General features: G+C 67.5%; 19 protein-coding genes. 8 read left to right on the top strand and 11 right to left on the bottom strand.

Annotation, left to right across the window (positions count from 1 at the left end; all coding sequences use genetic code 11):
• Positions 1-15: 15 nt before the first annotated feature.
• On the top strand, positions 16-660 hold the full coding sequence (locus ACHQ4I_RS38520; protein ID WP_420776856.1) for a nitroreductase family protein: 645 nt from the start codon (positions 16-18) through the stop codon (positions 658-660).
• Between the two features lie 200 nt (positions 661-860).
• Complete coding sequence (locus ACHQ4I_RS38525; protein WP_420776857.1) at positions 861-1,376, top strand: hypothetical protein; 516 nt, start codon at positions 861-863, stop codon at positions 1,374-1,376.
• A gap of 39 nt (positions 1,377-1,415) precedes the next feature.
• On the opposite strand, the gene ACHQ4I_RS38530 is transcribed toward ACHQ4I_RS38525, so the two are convergent.
• Entirely contained in the window at positions 1,416-1,661 is a 246-nt protein-coding gene (locus tag ACHQ4I_RS38530; RefSeq protein ID WP_420777081.1) for a DUF3017 domain-containing protein, read from the bottom strand.
• A gap of 221 nt (positions 1,662-1,882) precedes the next feature.
• Here ACHQ4I_RS38530 and ACHQ4I_RS38535 point away from each other — a divergent pair, with 221 nt between their 5' ends.
• Positions 1,883-2,428 (top strand): carboxymuconolactone decarboxylase family protein, encoded by a 546-nt coding sequence (locus ACHQ4I_RS38535; protein WP_420776858.1) that lies wholly within the window; start codon positions 1,883-1,885, stop codon positions 2,426-2,428.
• 24 nt (positions 2,429-2,452) lie between these two features.
• On the opposite strand, the gene ACHQ4I_RS38540 is transcribed toward ACHQ4I_RS38535, so the two are convergent.
• Complete coding sequence (locus ACHQ4I_RS38540) at positions 2,453-3,370, bottom strand: SDR family oxidoreductase (RefSeq protein ID WP_420776859.1); 918 nt, start codon at positions 3,368-3,370, stop codon at positions 2,453-2,455.
• Between the two features lie 111 nt (positions 3,371-3,481).
• Here ACHQ4I_RS38540 and ACHQ4I_RS38545 point away from each other — a divergent pair, with 111 nt between their 5' ends.
• Both ACHQ4I_RS38545 and ACHQ4I_RS38550 read left to right on the top strand, forming a co-directional pair.
• Positions 3,482-4,075: a TetR/AcrR family transcriptional regulator gene (locus tag ACHQ4I_RS38545; RefSeq protein WP_420776860.1), complete on the top strand. Its 594-nt coding sequence runs from the start codon at positions 3,482-3,484 to the stop codon at positions 4,073-4,075.
• Positions 4,076-4,132: 57 nt separating this feature from the next.
• Positions 4,133-4,597 (top strand): tRNA (cytidine(34)-2'-O)-methyltransferase, encoded by a 465-nt coding sequence (locus ACHQ4I_RS38550; protein ID WP_420776861.1) that lies wholly within the window; start codon positions 4,133-4,135, stop codon positions 4,595-4,597.
• 36 nt (positions 4,598-4,633) lie between these two features.
• On the opposite strand, the gene ACHQ4I_RS38555 is transcribed toward ACHQ4I_RS38550, so the two are convergent.
• The 3 genes from ACHQ4I_RS38555 to ACHQ4I_RS38565 are packed head-to-tail and all read right to left on the bottom strand — an operon-like array spanning position 4,634 to position 6,495.
• Entirely contained in the window at positions 4,634-4,861 is a 228-nt protein-coding gene (locus ACHQ4I_RS38555) for a DUF167 domain-containing protein (RefSeq protein ID WP_420776862.1), read from the bottom strand.
• Positions 4,827-5,834: a DUF4349 domain-containing protein gene (locus ACHQ4I_RS38560; protein WP_420776863.1), complete on the bottom strand. Its 1,008-nt coding sequence runs from the start codon at positions 5,832-5,834 to the stop codon at positions 4,827-4,829. The genes ACHQ4I_RS38555 and ACHQ4I_RS38560 overlap by 35 nt, the downstream gene beginning before the upstream one ends.
• 31 nt (positions 5,835-5,865) lie before the next feature.
• Positions 5,866-6,495, bottom strand: a complete 630-nt coding sequence (locus tag ACHQ4I_RS38565) for a TetR/AcrR family transcriptional regulator (RefSeq protein WP_420776864.1) — start codon at positions 6,493-6,495, stop codon at positions 5,866-5,868.
• Between the two features lie 106 nt (positions 6,496-6,601).
• Between ACHQ4I_RS38565 and ACHQ4I_RS38570 the strand changes: the two genes are divergently transcribed.
• Positions 6,602-7,000 (top strand): nuclear transport factor 2 family protein, encoded by a 399-nt coding sequence (locus tag ACHQ4I_RS38570; protein WP_420776865.1) that lies wholly within the window; start codon positions 6,602-6,604, stop codon positions 6,998-7,000.
• A 4-nt stretch (positions 7,001-7,004) separates the two neighbouring features.
• On the opposite strand, the gene ACHQ4I_RS38575 is transcribed toward ACHQ4I_RS38570, so the two are convergent.
• Together ACHQ4I_RS38575 and ACHQ4I_RS38580 are read right to left on the bottom strand one after the other, a co-directional pair.
• Positions 7,005-10,364, bottom strand: coding sequence for an error-prone DNA polymerase (locus tag ACHQ4I_RS38575; protein WP_420776866.1), 3,360 nt, complete (start codon positions 10,362-10,364; stop codon positions 7,005-7,007).
• A 68-nt stretch (positions 10,365-10,432) separates the two neighbouring features.
• A complete protein-coding gene (locus tag ACHQ4I_RS38580) occupies positions 10,433-10,891 on the bottom strand; it encodes a hypothetical protein (RefSeq protein WP_420776867.1) in 459 nt (152 codons plus the stop codon).
• Between the two features lie 153 nt (positions 10,892-11,044).
• On the opposite strand from ACHQ4I_RS38580, the gene ACHQ4I_RS38585 reads away from it, so the two are divergent.
• The gene (locus ACHQ4I_RS38585; RefSeq protein WP_420776868.1) at positions 11,045-12,025 is read left to right on the top strand and encodes an SDR family NAD(P)-dependent oxidoreductase; all 981 of its coding nucleotides are present in this window, start codon (positions 11,045-11,047) and stop codon (positions 12,023-12,025) included.
• Positions 12,026-12,312: 287 nt separating this feature from the next.
• On the opposite strand, the gene ACHQ4I_RS38590 is transcribed toward ACHQ4I_RS38585, so the two are convergent.
• The 3 genes from ACHQ4I_RS38590 to ACHQ4I_RS38600 form a co-directional block, all read right to left on the bottom strand.
• Positions 12,313-13,221, bottom strand: coding sequence for a sucrase ferredoxin (locus ACHQ4I_RS38590; RefSeq protein WP_420776869.1), 909 nt, complete (start codon positions 13,219-13,221; stop codon positions 12,313-12,315).
• Positions 13,221-13,787 (bottom strand): YdeI/OmpD-associated family protein, encoded by a 567-nt coding sequence (locus tag ACHQ4I_RS38595; protein WP_420776870.1) that lies wholly within the window; start codon positions 13,785-13,787, stop codon positions 13,221-13,223. The genes ACHQ4I_RS38590 and ACHQ4I_RS38595 overlap by 1 nt, the downstream gene beginning before the upstream one ends.
• 293 nt (positions 13,788-14,080) lie before the next feature.
• Entirely contained in the window at positions 14,081-14,860 is a 780-nt protein-coding gene (locus tag ACHQ4I_RS38600; protein ID WP_420776871.1) for an alpha/beta fold hydrolase, read from the bottom strand.
• A 141-nt stretch (positions 14,861-15,001) separates the two neighbouring features.
• Between ACHQ4I_RS38600 and ACHQ4I_RS38605 the strand changes: the two genes are divergently transcribed.
• Positions 15,002-15,706 (top strand): class I SAM-dependent DNA methyltransferase, encoded by a 705-nt coding sequence (locus tag ACHQ4I_RS38605; RefSeq protein ID WP_420776872.1) that lies wholly within the window; start codon positions 15,002-15,004, stop codon positions 15,704-15,706.
• Here the strand turns inward: ACHQ4I_RS38605 and ACHQ4I_RS38610 are convergent.
• Entirely contained in the window at positions 15,697-17,259 is a 1,563-nt protein-coding gene (locus ACHQ4I_RS38610; protein WP_420776873.1) for a DNA polymerase Y family protein, read from the bottom strand. The genes ACHQ4I_RS38605 and ACHQ4I_RS38610 overlap by 10 nt on opposite strands.
• Positions 17,260-17,261: the final 2 nt, after the last annotated feature.

Consider the following 17,261-nt stretch of genomic DNA (forward strand, 5'->3'; position numbering starts at 1 on the left):
CCAATAGTAAGAATCATGAACGCACAGACACTTTCGGTTCCCGACGCCATTCGCACTCGCCGCACCACCCGCCACTACCGCCCGGATCCGGTGCCCCGCGAACTGCTCGAGGAACTGCTGGATCTGGCGGTGGAGGCGCCCACCGCCTGGAATATGCAGGACCGTTCGATCGTGGTGGTGACCAGCGCAGCCGGCCGTCGCGACCTGTCGAACGCCGCCTTCGGGCAACCGCAACCGCTGGAGGCGCCGGTGGTGCTGGTATTCGTCGCCGAAACCGCGGCCTGGACGGCCGAGAACGCCGATATCGCCGAACTGGCCGGTCGCAACGGCGCGTGGAACGCGCAATTCACCGCGATGTTCGCCTCGCGCGCCGAATTCCACTCGCTGCGACAGCGCGGACTGCTCCGCGAGAACGCCGTGAAGAATGCGATGATCGCCGCGACGTACGTCATGCTCGCCGCGACCAGCCTCGGCCTGTCCTCCGCGCCGATGAATGGCTGGGACCCGGACCTGGTCAAGAAGGCCATCGGCATCGACGACCGTCCCGACCTCGCCATCGCGGTCATGGTCGCGGTCGGCTACAGCGACACCACCCCGCCGCATCCGGGTCGACGCCCACGCGAGCACACGGTATTCACCGAGCGCTACCCGTCGAGCTGACTCCATATTCGGCGCGGTGAAAGTCGTTGCGCCGCAGCCGGGGCGGTGGCGCACAGGCTGCACCTCGGCCTATCGATTGCGCCTTGACTGGGAGAGTCGGCGATGGGCAAACTGGGCCGACATCGCATCCGCTCGCGTCGGCGGGCATTCCGGTTCATGGACGAAATTGGGGGAAGACCATGGGTATTCATCGTGCCGTTATGACGTTCGCGCTGCTGGGCGTGGTATTCACCGGCGCTGCGGCCTGCTCGGACGAGCCCGCCGCAACCAGTCCGGCAGCGGTGTCGTCCACCGTGGCCCCGGCGCCGACCGTTCTCGGCCCGCTCGGCTTCGGCAAGCTGCGACTCGGGATGAACCGCGCCGAGGCCGAGGCCACCGGGGAAATCGCCGCCTTCGACAACACCAACGATCCGCCCGGCTGTGGGCGTTACACCGCACGAGCGGGCTGGCAGGGCTTCACCAACAACGGCGAAATAGTCGCGATCATGCCCGGCAGAGTTCCGGCCCGCACGCCCGAGGGCATCGGCGTCGGCTCTACGGTCGACGAACTCCGTGCCGCCTATCCGACGCTGGAGATCGGCTACAACTGGAGTTCCGCCGCGGTCCCCGATCAGCCAGCGCACTATGGCTTCCTCGGCATCTACCGGAACATGCCAGCCGATGCCAAGGTCACCCAGTTGCTGCTCTACAACGACAGGGACACCTGCCACAACTAGCGCGTCGAACAGCTTCGACACCGCGAAAGTCGTTGCGCCTCAGCCGACACCGAGGGTGTTGATGGTGGCGGCAATGAAGACGATTGCGGTGCCGAGGATGCTCATGGCGGCGACATCGAAAGGCTTGCTGCGCACCGCGAGCAGTCCGACCCGCGCCGTCGGCAGGCAGAGCCGAAACGTGGCGGCGAGCAGCGTCGCACCGCCGAAGAACAGCGCGCCGCGACGCCAGCGGTCCCAGGCCACGAAGACGACCGCGAGCAGAATGACCGCCGTCACGACCAGCATCGGCAGGTGACAGCGCAGGAACTGCTCACCCGGGCTGTTCCTGTCGGACTGCCGCTCGGCGGCAGACGAGTCCACGTCGGTCACGCCCCGATTCTTGCAGACGGCGTGCGGCCGCTCACACCAGCGGGACGGGTCGGCGCGGAATCGGACATTGCCCCAAGCCTACTACGCGGCGTAGTTTCAACGTGAAGAGATCCATCCGGCACAAGGGGGTACGGACAATGCGAGCACTGACCCGGATTCGGCACTATCTGCGAGCGCTTCGACAGGCGAAGCGGAACCGATCCGACCTGTTCGGCTGGCTCATCCGCCGACCGCAGATCCTGTTCGGCACGATCGGATACGAGACGGCACTGCTGTTCAGCAACCGACTGGACCCCAAGCTCAAGGAGCTGGCCGAACTGAAGACCGCCGGGCTGGTGAATTGCGAGTTCTGCCTTGATATCGGTTCGGCCCTGGCGCAATCGAGCGGTCTCACCGAACAACAGCTCTTCGACCTGCCGCGCTATCGCACCAGTGACGCCTACACCGATCTGGAAAAGCTCGTCATCTCCTTCGCCGAGGCCATGACCGCTACCCCGGCCGTCGGACTCGACGACCTGCGCACCCAATTGCAGGCCCACCTGTCGAAAGCGCAGCTCGCCGAGTTGGCGGCCACCATTGCCTGGGAGAACCAGCGCGCCCGCCACAACCAGGGTCTGGGCGTACGCCCGACCGGCATGGCGGAAGGCGGGGCATGCGCCCTGCCGGAGCGCCCGGCGAAGTAGGCGATCGCGCTTCCCGAGTCGAGCTCAGGACGCGGTCGGGGCCCCGAAGTAGTGGCCTTGATCGAGATCTTCGAGGAGCCCGGGCTGTGTCGGCTTCCAGGCCAGAAGTTCCCGGGTTCGGGTGCTCGAGGTCGGATTGTCCAGCGAGACAAAGGGACCGAGATAGCCGAAGTGCGTGCTCGCCTGGTCCGGCGCGATGCCGACCACCGGCAGATCCAGGTGGCGACCGATCGCTTCGGCGATCTCCCGGAACGGGATGCCTTCGTCGTCGACGGCGTGTAACCGCGTCCCGGCCGGTGCCGCTTCCAGCGCCAGTCGGTACAGGCGCGCCGCGTCGAGTGTGTGCCCAGCGGGCCAGCGGGTGGCCCCGTCGCCGACATAGGCGGCGACGCCCTTGTCGCGGGCGATGGCGATCAAGGTCGGAATGAAGCCGTGATGGTCGAGTGAGCTGTGCACGGTCGGCGGGAGACGGACGACCGAGGATCGAATCCCGCGCTCCGCGAATGCGATAACCGCATTTTCGGCCTCGATTCGTGGCCCAGTGGCGAACACGTCGGCTTCGGTCCCCACCCGGGTCAGACCGCCGAGCGCGAGCATGAGCGTTCCCGCTGTGCCGACGAAGGGCTTGCCGGTGCCCGCCAGCGCGTCCCCGAGCGCCTCGATGGCACGCCGATCGGCGGCGATCGCGACCGGAAAGTCGCCGGTCCGCATGGCCTCGTGTTTGAAGGCGAGGTGGATGACGCCATCGGCCTCGGCGGCGGCTCGACCGAGGCCGTCGAGGTCATCGAGGTCGCCTCGGCGCACTTCGGCACCTGCCGCCGCGATCGCGGCGGCAGACGCATTCGACCGGGCCAGGCCGATGACCTCATGTCCGGCGTTTATGAGTTCCGGGATCACTGCGGAGCCGATATGTCCCGATGCTCCGGTTACGAAAATCCGCACGGAAAAGACCTCCAATTCGCGCCTTCTGACGTTGAGCGAAGGCAGTGATGACAGTGACTGACATCAACGTACCATCTGATGACAGCAACTGTCATCAGATAAGATCGGGGCATGAGTCGATGGGAGCCCAATGCGCGCGGCCGCCTCGAACAATCGGCTCTGGAGCTCTACGGCGAGAACGGGTTCGAAAGCACCACCGTCGCGCAGATCACCAAGCGCGCGGGGCTCACCGAGCGAACGTTCTTCCGGCACTTCGCCGACAAGCGCGAGGTGCTGTTCGCGGGCGCGAGTGCGCTGCAGGAACTCCTGGTGAGCAAGGTCCGCGACGCGCCCGCTTCGGCACCACCCATGGCGGCAATCGCCACGGCGCTCACCGAGGTCGCCGATGCCATATTCGAGCAGCGCCGCGAGTTCGCCCGGCAGCGCCAGGCCGTCATCGCCGCCACCCCGGAACTTCAAGAGCGCGAGCTGATCAAACTGGCGGCACTCGCCGCCGCCTCGGCCGAGGCCCTACGCGAGCGCGGCGTCGCGGACCCGACAGCGAGCCTGGCCGCCGAGGCCGGGATCGCCGTATTCAAGATCGCCTTCGAACGCTGGGTCGAAGCCAATGGCGCGCACACCCTGTCGCAACTCATCCGAGAATCCGTCGACGAACTGAAACTCGTGACCGCCGGACAAGGCCTGCCCGACACCGTTCCCGGCTAGCCCGACCTACGCGGGTGCGATGTCCGCTCGGTTGGCGTCATGACAAGCTGGTGCGTTGTGTTCCGATTGATGTTTCACGAGCCAGCCATCCCGGGGAATACCGGCAATGCGATTCGCCTGGTCGCCGGGACGGGGTGTGAGCTGCATTTGGTCGAGCCATTGGGGTTCGATCTTTCGGAAGCGAAGTTGCGGCGGGCGGGGCTGGATTACCACGATCTGGCTTCGGTGACGGTGCACAAGAATCTCGCGGCGGCGTGGGATGCGGTGCGGCCCGAGCGGGTGTTCGCGTTCACGACGCAGGCGACCAGGCGGTATACGGATGTGGAGTATCGCGAAGGTGATGTGCTGCTGTTCGGCACCGAACCGACCGGACTACCGGCGGAGGTGCTCGACGATCCGCACGTCACCGACCAATTGCGCATTCCGATGCTGCCCGGCCGTCGCTCGATGAATCTTTCCAATGCCGCCGCCGTCACCGTGTACGAGGCGTGGCGCCAGTTCGGCTTTCCAGGCGCTGTTTAGTCCTCAACTCCGAAACCTCCTGCGCGGATGCAGGTTTCAGAGGTCGACTTCGAAGCGCTTGAAGCGGGAGGTTGCGCCCGCGGCGAGGCGGACGGCGGATTTGGGGACGCCGTAGTGGTCGGCGAGGAGTTCGATGGCGGCCTTGTTGGCCTTGCCTTCTACGGCGGGCGCGCGAACGTACAACTGCAGGGTGCCGTCGTCGAGAGTTTCCACGAGCGGGCCCTTACGGCTATTCGGTTTGATCGTCGCGCGCACCGTCGGCACCTGTATCTCCTGTCGTTCCAGCGCCTTTCGCGGTCTCAGCACCAGTTCCCGCACCCGCCTCGGTCCCAGCACCGACCACCGCCGCGGAGGTCTCGGACTTGCCCGAGTCCGATTCTTCCGGACCGGCCCCGCCCTTGCGACCGCCCCGCACGACCCGCACCAAGCCCCACACCACCGCGCCGATCACCACGACGAACCCGAGCCACGGAATCGCCTTGCCGGTGAACACCACCGCGTCCTTCAGCCAATCCACCAGCGAGTGCCAGCCGGAGACGATACCGTCCCAGAAATTGGTCGGGCCCTCATCGGACTTCTTGTCCTCGGTGGTGATGTCGATGGTGAGCGTGGACAACGCGACCTGGTCGTCGAGGCGGCGCTTCTGTGCGGTGAGGCTGTCGAGTTCACCCTGACGGCTCGACAGCGCCTGTTCGGCGGTGATGAGATCCGCGGTGTTGGTCGCCCCGGCGATGAGGGTCCGCAACCGGTCGACCGAGGCCTGCAGGGCCTTGATCCTGGCGTCGAGGTCCTCCCACTGCATGGTGACGTCATCGCGGTTGGTGCTGATCCGGGTGACCCGGCCGAGGCTGCCGAGGCCGTCGATGAATTTGTCCGTCTTATCCGCGGGCACCCGCACGGTGAGCGTGGCCTGCGGATCGGTGTCGTCGGTGCCCGGCTGCTCGGTGCGGCTGTCGACCCGGCCGCCGACCTCGCGCACCCGATCGGTCACCTGACCGGCCGCCTTGATCGGATCCCCCGCGGTGATGTCGACGCTGCCGGTGATGACCTCCTTGCGCGTCTCGACGGTGTCACCCTTTGTCGGGGAGCCCTCGCGCAGGCTCGGTGGTGGCGCCATCGGCGCGACGGTCGCCATGCTCGACCGATCCGAATCGGCTTTGTCGGCGTTGTCGTCACCGCAGCCGACCAGCAACGTCAAACCCAGCAGGGCGATCACCAGCACAGCAAGCTTCCGCATGGACGCAGGTTAGCCGCTGCGGTGAATTCGGTCACGAAGCTCGATTCGGGCCGCCCCCATGGATACCGACCAGTTTGACGAGGAATCGCTCGATCTGATCGTCGAGCGATGGCCAGGACTGGCCCGGTTCGTTGAGCCGCATCGATACCGCGCCGTGCACCGCGGCGCGCAGGTCCAGCATGACCGAGACCGGGTCGTCGGCGGGAGCGAGACCGGCATCCATGCAACGCCGGATCGCGGCTGCCGTGCGTTCGGTCAGTTCCCCCTTGAACGGCATGGCCACGCGCTGATTGAGGGTGCTCTCGTGCAGCACCTTGTACATGCCCGGATGCCGATAGGCCCAGTCGCCGAGGACGCGGATGCGGGCGCGCAGTTTGTCGACGGGATCGTCGACGGCGGCCTGCGCGTCATCGATCGCGCGCACCAGATCGCCGTGATAGCGCTCGAGCGCGGCCAGTACCAGCGCGTCTCGATCGGCGAAGTGCAGGTAGACCGACGTTGCGGCACTGCCGATTTCGCGAGCGACCGCACGCATGGACAGGGCCTGATCATCGCCGAGTTCATCCAGCAGTCGGATCGCGGCGTCGACGATCTCCTCACGGAGTCGGCCGCCGTGGCCGCGTGGGTTGCGACCGCGCCGGGTCGTCGCATCGGACCGCATCAAAGGATTGTACCCGGACGTGCGTAGCGCTACAGTTGTAGCGCTACAGCTGTTCAGTTATCTGGCGACTACTCACAGGTCGCTCGAAAGATCGGAGATCATGCTCATGACCAGCACTTCCATCGACCCGAAGCTCGAATCGAATAAGCGGACCGTCCTCGCGTTCTACGAGGCCGCCTTCAACGCCAAGGATTTCGAGGCCGCCGCCGAGTTCTTCGATGCGCATTACATCCAGCACAATCCGGAAATCGCCGATGGGTTCGACGGACTGCTCGCCCGGCTCACCAGACTGAAGGAAGGTGCACCGAACCTCCGCGCCGAAGTGAAACGCATTGTGGCCGAGGGTGATTACGTTGTCGCCCACGTACACGGCGTGCGCGAACCCGGCGACCGCGGACTGGCGATCATGGATATCTTCCGCCTCGACGACGGAAAGCTGGTCGAACACTGGGATGTCATCCAGCCGGTCCCCGAGCAGGCCGCCAATGCGAACGGAATGTTCTAAAGGCTCAACGGAAGTCGCGGGACTTCGAATCGACGCGCAGGTCCATGCGCTGCAGATACTCGGCGACGACGCTGACCGCGCCCTCGGCGTTCTGGACCCGGCCGCGAATGAGCAGGGCGGGGGCGCTCTGGGCCAGGCGGCGGTAGCGAGTCCACAGGCCCACCGAGCAGACGATGTTCACCATGCCGGTTTCGTCCTCCAGGTTGAGGAAGGTGACACCGGCGGCGGTACCGGGGCGTTGACGGTGCGTGACGGCGCCGCCGACCAGCACGCGGGAACCGTCGGGTACGTCGAGCAGCCCGGCGGCCGGGATGACGCCGAGCGCATCCAGTTGGGGGCGTAGGAATTCGGTGGGATAGCTGCCCGGCGAGACGCCGGTGGCCCAGACGTCGGCGGCGGCCAATTCGAATTCGCTCATACCCGGCAGGGCGGGGGCGGCGGTTGCGGCACCGGTGCCGGGGAGCCGGTCGGGGCGTTCGCCCACAGCCGCGCCCGCCGCCCACAGCGCCTCGCGCCGGGTGCTGCCGAGACAGCCCAAAGCGCCTGCGGTGGCGAGGGATTCGGCCTGGGCGATGGTGAGTTCCACGCGTCCGGTCAAGTCGACAAACGAGGTGTAGGGACCGGCCGAGCGGGCGACGACAATGCGTTCGGCGAGGTCGGCGCCGATGTGGCGGATCGTCGCAAGGCCGAGACGCACCTCGGCACCGTGGTTTTCGAGGGTGGGTTCGGCGCGACTGGCGTTGATATCGGGGCCGTGCACCAGGACGCCGTGCCTGCGAGCGTCGGCGACCAGCGACTGCGGTGAGTAGAAACCCATCGGCTGGGCGCGCAGCAGCCCGGCGCAGAAGGCCGCCGGATGGTGCAGTTTGAACCAGGCCGAATAGAACACGATCGAGGCGAAGCTCTGCGAATGACTTTCCGGGAAGCCGAAATTCGCGAAGGCATAGAGCTTCTCGTAGATGCGGTCGGCGACTTCGCCGCTGATGCCGTGCAGGTCGCGCATGCCCTGATAGAGCCTGCCCTTGAGGCGTTCCATGCGTTCCGGGGAGCGTTTGGAACCCATGGCGCGACGCAGTTGATCGGCCTCGGCGGCGGTGAAACCGGCGACATCGATGGCCATCTGCATGAGTTGTTCCTGGAACAGCGGCACGCCGAGGGTGCGTTTCAGCGAATTCTCCAGCGCCGGATGGTCATAGCGCACCTTCTCGCGGCCATTGCGGCGGCGAATGTAGGGGTGCACCGAACCACCCTGGATCGGACCGGGGCGGATCAGCGCCACCTCCACCACCAGGTCGTAGAATTCCCGCGGCTTCAGCCGGGGTAGCGTGGCCATCTGCGCCCGCGACTCCACCTGGAACACCCCCACCGAATCGGCACGCGAAAGCATTTCGTAGACGGCGGCTTCCTTCAGATCCAGCTTGTGCAGTTCAACGGTTTCGCCCTTGTGCTCACGCACCATATCGATCATGTAGTGCAGCGCGGAGAGCATGCCGAGGCCGAGCAGGTCGAACTTCACCAGTTCAATTGCGGCGCAATCGTCTTTATCCCACTGCAGCACGCTGCGACCGGGCATGCGCGCCCACTCGACCGGGCAGACATCGGCGATGGGCCGGTCACAGATCACCATGCCGCCGGAGTGGATGCCGAGATGCCTTGGCAGGCCCTCGATTTCGGTGGCCAACTCCAGCACTTCGGCGGGGATATCGGTGCCGGTCTCGGCGCCTACTCCGGTCCAGCGGCTCACCTGCTTACTCCAGGCATCCTGCTGTCCCGGCGAAAAGCCCAGTGCGCGTGCGGCATCGCGAACCGCGGACTTGCCGCGATAGGTGATCACATTGGCCACCTGAGCGGCATATTCGCGGCCATATTTGGTGTAGACGTGCTGGATCGCCTCTTCGCGGCGATCGGATTCGATATCGACGTCGATATCGGGCGGGCCGTCTCGTTCCGGGGCGAGGAATCGTTCGAACAGCAACTCGGCGGCGACCGGGTCGACATTGGTGATGCCGATCGCGTAGCAGACGGCCGAATTGGCCGCCGAACCCCGGCCCTGGCACAGGATGTCATTGTCCTTGCAGAAGCTGACGATGTCGTGCACCACCAGGAAGTAGCCGGGAAACTCCATCTCGTCGATGATCGCGAGTTCGTGCTCGATCTGCCGATACGCCTTGGGGTTTCGCTCCGGCGGGCCGTAGCGTCGAGCCGCGCCCGCGAGGGTGAGTTCACGCAGCCACGATGCCTCGTCATGGCCGTCGGGCACGTCGAACGGCGGCAGTTTCGGCGCTATCAATTTCAGATCGAAGGCGCATTCGCGAGCGAGCGTCACCGCATTCGCCACCGCCTGCGGGCAGGTGGCGAACAATTGCGCCATCTCCGCACCGGAGCGCAGATGCGCGCCACCGGTCGGCGCCAGCCAGCCCGCGATATCGTCCAGACTCTGGCGCGCCCGGATCGCCGCGAGCGCCATGGCGCGGCGGCGCTGGGCGGGTGCGGCGAAATGCGCTCCGGTGGTGGCGAGAACCGGTAGATCGAGACGGTTCGCCAGTGCGATGAGGTGGGCGTTGCGTTCGTCGTCCTCCGGAATGCCGTGATGGGTGAGTTCCACGCTCACCCGGTCGGCGCCGAAGCGCTCGGTCAGGTCGCGCAGGGCGGCCTCCGCCCGCACCAGACGGGTGTCCCCAGCCTGCAGGTCGTGGTCGAGGGCTTGGCGCACATGCCCCTTGCGGCATCCGGTCAGGATGTGCCAGTGCCCGTCCGCCGCCGCGGTGAGCGCGTCCAGGTCGTAGCGGAGAATGCCCTTCTCCCCCGCGGCCATATGCGCGGCCGCGATCTCGCGGGAGAGTCGTCGGTAGCCCTCTTGACCGCGGGCGAGTACCAGCAGATGCGGACCGGCGGGATCCGGCGAGCCGGTGCGCGGCGCCGAATCGGGTGCACCCGCATGCCCGAGCGAATTCCCGAGTCGCGGTGCGCCTTCCGCGGTGCCGAGCGACAATTCGGATCCGAAGATCGTCGGCATGCCCCATTCCCTGGCCGCCTCGGCGAAGCGCACGGTCCCGTAGAAGCCGTCGTGATCGGTGAGCGCGATCGCCTCCAGCCCGAGCCGCACCGCCTCCTCCACCAACTCCTCCGGCTGACTGGCACCGTCGAGGAAGCTGTAGGCCGAATGCGCGTGCAACTCCGCGTACGGCACCACGGGCCCACCAGCCGGTTCGACCGGCTCGGCCCGATACTCCCCGCGCCTGCGCGACATCGGACCGCCGCCGTCGTCGCCCGGATACATCGCATCCGGATTCGTCCGGCCGGGTCGCCCGGACAGCACCCGCTCCATCTCCGCCCAGGTCGGCGGGCCGTTGCCCCAACCCATGACACATCACCTCCTCGCATAGTCGAACATACATTCGAACCATGGAGGAGGTGCGGGTACCCGCCGAATCAGGTCTTGACCGGGAGCGGCTCCGTCGATTTCTCGGCCAACGCGGCCTCGACCTTGTCCAGACTGGAGCGGATCACGGCGCCATAGGCGTCGTTGGCGAGGACGTCGAGGTGGCCGCGCGCGATGGTCAGCTGCATGTAGGCCACATCGAAGTCGCCCACGCGGCGATGACTGTCGGCGAGGTTGAGATAGAGCGAGGGTAGGAATCCGCGCAGCCCCTCGTCGAGCGGAACGCCGGGGCCGAATACCGCGGCCAGCGCGCGTTGATCCCAGCGCAGCGCACCTTCGGCCGTGTATTGCAGATCGGCAAGGTGATGCGCGATCACGCAGCGCTGCAACGGATCTCCGCCGCTGCCGAGCTCATCCCACAGTTCCGCCAGCATCCGCCGCGCCGCCTCCGGATCACTGCCGGAGAGCCGCACCGCGGCAAAGATTTCCGCCATCCGATCGTCCGCCATGCGCAGAGTATCGCACATATGTTCGATAGATTCGAGGCCGGTTCGAACACCTCGGCGCGCCCCGATTCGAACGCCCCGCGTGACGAAACGCACCTGGCGGGTAAACTTACTTCAGAGTAAGTTCATGCGAACTCGACCTGCAAAGGAGCAGCGATGACCCGAGCTTCCGCCGACGATGCCGACCCGCGCGAGCAGGTCCGGCACAACCGCCGCAACCGCGACCTGACGGGCCGGCATGTGCTCATCACCGGCGCATCCTCCGGCATCGGCCGGGCCGCCGCGCTGGCCGTCGCGGATAAGGGCGCCATTGTCTTCCTGCTCGCCCGGCGCGCCGACGAACTCGCGGCCGTGGTCGAGGAGATCCGGGCCGAAGGCGGCACCGCCTACGGATACCAGTGTGACGTAACCGATTCCGAATCCGTCGACCACGCCGTCAAGACCATCCTGGACGAGCACGGCCACGTCGACATGCTGGTGAACAATGCGGGCCGCTCCATCCGCCGCGCCATCCACCGCTCCACCGACCGGCTGCACGATTTCGAACGCACCATGGCGGTCAATTACTTCGGCGCGCTGCGCTTGACGCTGGCGCTGCTGCCGCAGATGCGCGAGCGCAAATTCGGCCACATCGTCAATATCAGCAGTGCGGGCGTGCAGGTGGCCACTCCGCGCTTTTCCGCCTACCTCGCGAGCAAGGCGGCGCTGGATAAGTTCACCGAGGTCGCCGCGGTCGAAACCATGGCCGACGGCGTCACTTTCACCACCATCCACATGCCGCTGGTGCGCACTCCGATGATCGCCCCGAGCGGCGATCAGGGACCGTCGGCGTCTCCCGAATGGGCGGCGGCCACCATCGTGCGCGCGCTGACCGAGCGACCCAAGCGCATCGACGTCCCGCTGGGCACCTTCGCCGAATACGCTGCGCTGCTCACCCCGAAGATTCGCGACCGCATCCTGCACCGCTACTACCGCGCCCTGCCCGACTCGCCCGCCGCCAAGGGCGAGCAGGTGGGCGCCGAACCGACGGAATCTCCTGCCGCACATCGCGAACCGCGCCATCAGTCGACGGCCAGCCGGGTTACCGGCACCGCACTGCGCCGCGCCGCCCGCTGGGTCCCCGGCACCCATTGGTGAGCCCGCGGCCTTCATCCCGCAGGGGGCGATGAAGGCCGCCGCGAACCGGACATGGCTGCGGTGTTCTCGATGACGGCCGCAGCCATGTCCCGTTCGTCGTTTCGGCCCAGGACGAGTCGGGGTGCCGGAGGTAGGTGCCCACGCGCAAGGTTTCGGCGAAATCGTCGACCCGGCGCGGAAAGTCGTCGCGGCCGGTGTCACTTCAGCCAGCGTGGTGCACCCATCGACCTGGCGGGCATATCATGCGCACTCGACCACAGCGCCGATCCGAGTACTGGATCCTGCGGTCAGACTGTGGTCAAGGGCTGGATCTGGTCGGCTATGACCGCGGTGACCGGCTTCGGGGCGGCACCGCAACTGGCCTGGCGTGGCGGGAATCCGACGGTATGAGTGGTTACTCGCCAGCGGCGGCCGTCGCGATGAGCTACCACAGCGGCGACGGGATCGGTTGCGGTGGAATCGGTTTCGAGGTCAACGGTGAGATCGTCGACGCCCGCCGAAACCTGTTCGCGGACCGCGACTTCGGCGACCTGCTCGACCGGCCCATGCCCGCTGCGACCGCGCAGACCGGCCAATGAGACCGTGCCGCGGCGTGCGGCTTCGACCGCCGCGATGGCGGCCGCGGTATCGACACGGCCGTAGGTCAGGCCGGTGGGCAGCAACACCATGGCGGGGGCGAAGCGATGGCCGCCGGTGTGCGAGCACTCCCAGACCTGCTCCGGATAGTCCGCGGCCAGATTCGCCGCGATCGGACGACCGAACAGCGCACAGCATTGATCGCGCTTTCCGTGCGCGCACACCAGGATCAACGGATCACGCACGGGCGCACCGATTCCCGGCGGCGGGCCGTTCAACAGGTTCAGGTCCAGCTCGAGCAGCTGCTTCAGGTCGGTGATCTCGAAGCGTTCGCACCAGAAGCCCTGCGCACGCGAATTGGCGATCAAAACCGTTCGGGTGCCGGTGAATTCGTTGCGGCCGGGTCGCCGGATCAGCGTCGGGCGGACCTTTGCGGCGGATGCGCGGGCGGCGAGTTCGGCCGTGATCTCCTGGCCGAGCACTTCGTCACCGATCACATCCCGGCCCCACGCGCCCGGCTGCTCGACGCACAACCACCCCGTCACCCGAGTTGCCGTGCCGGGCAAGGGCACATCGACGGCGGACGCCGCCGAGCAGAGCATTCCTTCGAATCCGGTCATCAATCCAACGTCTGTCCGTCGGCGAATCGCTGCACGAACTTCTCGATGCGCCGCGCCCTGGTCTCGGGTTTCACGGCGTCGGCGAGCAAATAACCGACGGCCGCCCGCTGCTGGTTGCCCAGCGTCCGGAAGAAGGCCTCGGCCTTGGGATTTCGCGCGAGCGCGTCGAGAAACTCCGACGGCACCGCATCGGCGCCGTAGGCCAGATCCCAGCGGCCGTCCGCCTTGGCCCGATCGATTTCGGCCTGTCCGGCCGGATGCATCAGCCCCTGTTCGATCAACTCCGCGACCAGCCCGATATTGCGCAGCGACCACGGGCTGCGCTTACGTCGCGGGGTGAAGCCGACCTGCCAGAACTCCTCGTCCTCGCCGCGCGCCTGCCCATCGATCCAGCCGAAGCACAGCGCCTGCCGCAGCGCGCCCGCGTGGTTCAGCGAGACGCGGTCGGAGCCCTTCTTGGCGAAGCGCAACCAAACCCCGTCCACCGAGGCGTGGTTGTCCACGAGCCAGTCGCGGAACGACTGCTCGTCGGGGAAGAACAGAACCGGACGGTCTAGCGCGGACACCGCTTCACTCTAGAATCCGCCGCCTCGTGCACGCGGCCCGCACCGCGAATTCACCAATTCTCGGGCTACTGGTCGCACCGGCCGTGCTGCGCAGTCGCCGGTCGCGCCCGAGGGCTCGCCGCGTGCGGGCGTCGTCCGCACCAGTCCTGAATCCGGCAGTGGTCGGCCACCGACGAAGACGAGGTCATGTCCGCGCTCGCGGCGACGGGCAGCGCCGATCTCGGCAGGGCGGCGGAAGTCGGGCTTCAGCACGGCCGAACGCCGGACAAGGCGCCACAGCGGGTGGGATGAGCTCAGTTCGCGGCGAGGAATGGCAGGACGGTGGCCTCGAATTCGCGGTGGCGGTCGCGGTGGATGCTGTGACCGCAGGTGAAGGCGGCCACCGTGCAGTCCGGGATGGTGGTGCGCAGGGTCGCCAGTTTTTCCGGATCGACCATGCCGCCGGGGCCGCCGCGCAGCACCAGGGTGGGCGCGGTGATATCGGAGAGCCGGTCCCACCACTCCGGATTCGGCTTGCGGAACTGTTCGAGCGCGGTGCGCGTCATCGAGCGATCGAAGGCCAGCACCGCGCGCGGATGCCGGATCAGGCTGGTGGTGGCGTGCCAGAGTTCCGGAATCGTCGGAAAGCGACGGGTCAGGCGCACCTCTTCGTCGCCCGAACGCAGCGGCATCGGACACTCCTCGATGACCAGCCGCCGCACCAACTCGGGCCGCTCCTGCGCCACGCACGAGACCGCGTAACCGCCCAGTGAATGCCCGACCAGATCCACCGAATCCAGTCCGAGCCGGTCACACAGGTTCAGCACGTCCGCGCCGAATTCGGCGAACAGATACGACTCGGTGTGCGCGCTACGCCCGTGCCCGCGCAGATCGGGAATGATGACCCGCCGTCCGGCCCGCACCAACGTGTGCGCGAACCGATCCCAGGTATGCCCGTCCCCGCCCATGCCGTGCACCAGCACGACCGGCGCGCCAACGCCGACCGCGGAATCCCGATAGGCGATCCGCACGCCGTCGAACGCAGCCCTGGTCACCGTGAGATCCACGATTTCCGAGGCTACCGGCGTCACCATGCGCGCACCCCGGAGTTGTCGTGCGCATCACTCCCCATCCACCCCACCGGCCCCACCCGCTCCGCAATCACCGAACACCACATCGCGTGCCCGCCGAAAATCGCCTGGCGGATGCCGGTGCGGCACGGCAATACTGCGGCTATGCCCTCCTTCGCGGACTTCGATCGCCGCAACTATCGGACCGTTGACGTCGCCGCCGGATATGACGGGTGGGCGCCGACGTATGAGCAGACGGTCATGGACGAGATGGATCTCGCGCTGCTGGATCGGCTGCATCGCCCGGACTGGAGTCGGATGCGGCGCGCCGCGGATCTCGGCTGCGGGACCGGGCGGACCGGAGCTTGGTTGCGGGAGCGGGGAATTCGGCAGATCGATGGCGTCGATGTGAGTGCGGGGATGCTCGCGCGAGCACGCGAGCGTGGGGTGCACACCACACTCACCCGGGCAGACGTCCGCGACACCGGATTGGCCGGTGGCGCATACGATTTGGTGATCTCCTCGCTGATCGATGAACACTTGGACGACCTCACGCCCTACTACGCCGAGGCCTGGCGGCTGGCCGCGCCCGGCGGCACGTGCGTCACGGTCGGCTACCACCCGCAATTCATGATGGTGACCGGCATGCCGACGCACTACACGCCCGCGGCGGGTGAACCGGTTGCGATCAGTACACATCTGCACTTGATCAGCGAGCAGGTGTCGGCGGCACTGGCGGCCGGGTGGGTGCTCACCGAGATGGCCGAGGCGCTGGTGGATGACGCATGGATCGCGGCGAAGCCGAAATGGGCCGAGCTGCGCGGACATCCGTTCACGCTCGCGTTGGTGTGGTCACGCCGTCAGTCGTAGAGGCCCTCGGCGCGCCAAGTCTGGTCGTTGTAGATGAGCAGCAGAACGCGGACGTCGGCCGGTTCACCGGCGAGCTGCACCTGAATGCGAGCGGCGATTCCGGCGGAGAAGGTGTCGGATTCCGGAGTCCACCAGTGTTCGTCCACCGGCCACGGACCCGCCCAGCCCGCGAGTTGCCACTGCTTGCTGCCCCAGCGCAGCCGGGCCGGGTCGGCGGTGAAGAGGCCGCGGTCGGTGACCTGCACCGGGGTTCCATCGGCGGCCTCCAGATACACCACCGGGCGGTTCACCAGGATCACCGCGGGCGCGGGGCGGGGCAGGCGGCCGGGCCAGGGCAGGGCCGGGTCCGCGGCCGGAATCGGCTCGTCGCCGAGCGCGACCATGGTGATGCGTTCGGCGGGCCCGCGGCCGCCGCTGAGCACGCCGACCCGGACCGCCTCGCCACCGAGCAGGCCCTGCACCCGGATCAGGGCGCGGCGGGCCCGCTCGTCCTGCGTACCGACGCCGCCCCACAGGCCGAGCTGAAGTGCGCCCGCCGCGACGACTTCGACGGGTTCCAGGCGCAGCAGCGTGATCGGTGCGGTGGGACGGTCGCCTCGGGTGAGCCAGCCGTCCAGCTGCCAACGCACCCGATCCGCGGTGCCCTCCGGGGTCAGCGGTTCGGCGCACCGCCAGATGCGCGAAAGCCGTTCGCCCGCCTCGGTCTCCGCCGATACCGACAACCGCGTGCAGGCCATCGAGGCATTGGACAGCGCCTCGTGCAGCCGGGTGGCGAGCATGCGGCCCGCGAAGGCGGCGGCATCGACCCGATCGATCGGTGGATCGCAGCGGTACTGCACCGCCAGATCCGGCGGTGGACGGCGCGCGGACGGCGGCCGCTCCGGCACGGCCCTGGCGCAGCGGTGCGCCAGCACGGCATCGGCGCCGAAGCGCGAGGTGACCTCGATCGAGGTCAGCGCCGCGAAATCACCGATCCGCCGTAACCCCAAGCGGTGCAACAGATCCACCAGATCGATGCGCTCCGGTGCGGCCAGGCTGGGTTCGAGGGCGAGTTCACGCACCGGCAGCGGCGCCAGGAACCGCGCCCCCTCGCCGGTCGGCACGATCGCGGCGAAACGCGCCGCGATCACCGCCGTGGACAATTCGTCGGCAATGCCGATCTGCGCCTCCACCCCCACCGCGGCCGCCGCGTCGACGAGCCGTTCGGCCGCCGCCGCCTCGGAGCCGAAATACCGTGCCGCACCCCGCGCACCGAGCACGAGCAGCCCCGGACGCAGCACCTCCACACCCGGCACCGTCGCGTCGATGGCAGCGACCACCGGCTCGAACAGCCGCGCATCCCGATCCGGATCCGCCTGCGCGACATATACATTCGGACACCGCGACTGCGCTTCCCGCTTGGTCAGCCCGCGCCGCACCCCCTCGGCCCTGGCAATAGCCGAACACTCCACGACCTTATTGCCGAACAGCACCGCCACCGGCCGCGTCGCGGGCACCCGCGCCACCGCCGCCGCAGTCACCGCCCCCCAGTCCTGGCACCACAACGCCAACACCC

The sequence above is a fragment of the Nocardia nepalensis genome, from assembly GCF_048910785.1.
Classification (GTDB): domain Bacteria; phylum Actinomycetota; class Actinomycetes; order Mycobacteriales; family Mycobacteriaceae; genus Nocardia; species Nocardia nepalensis.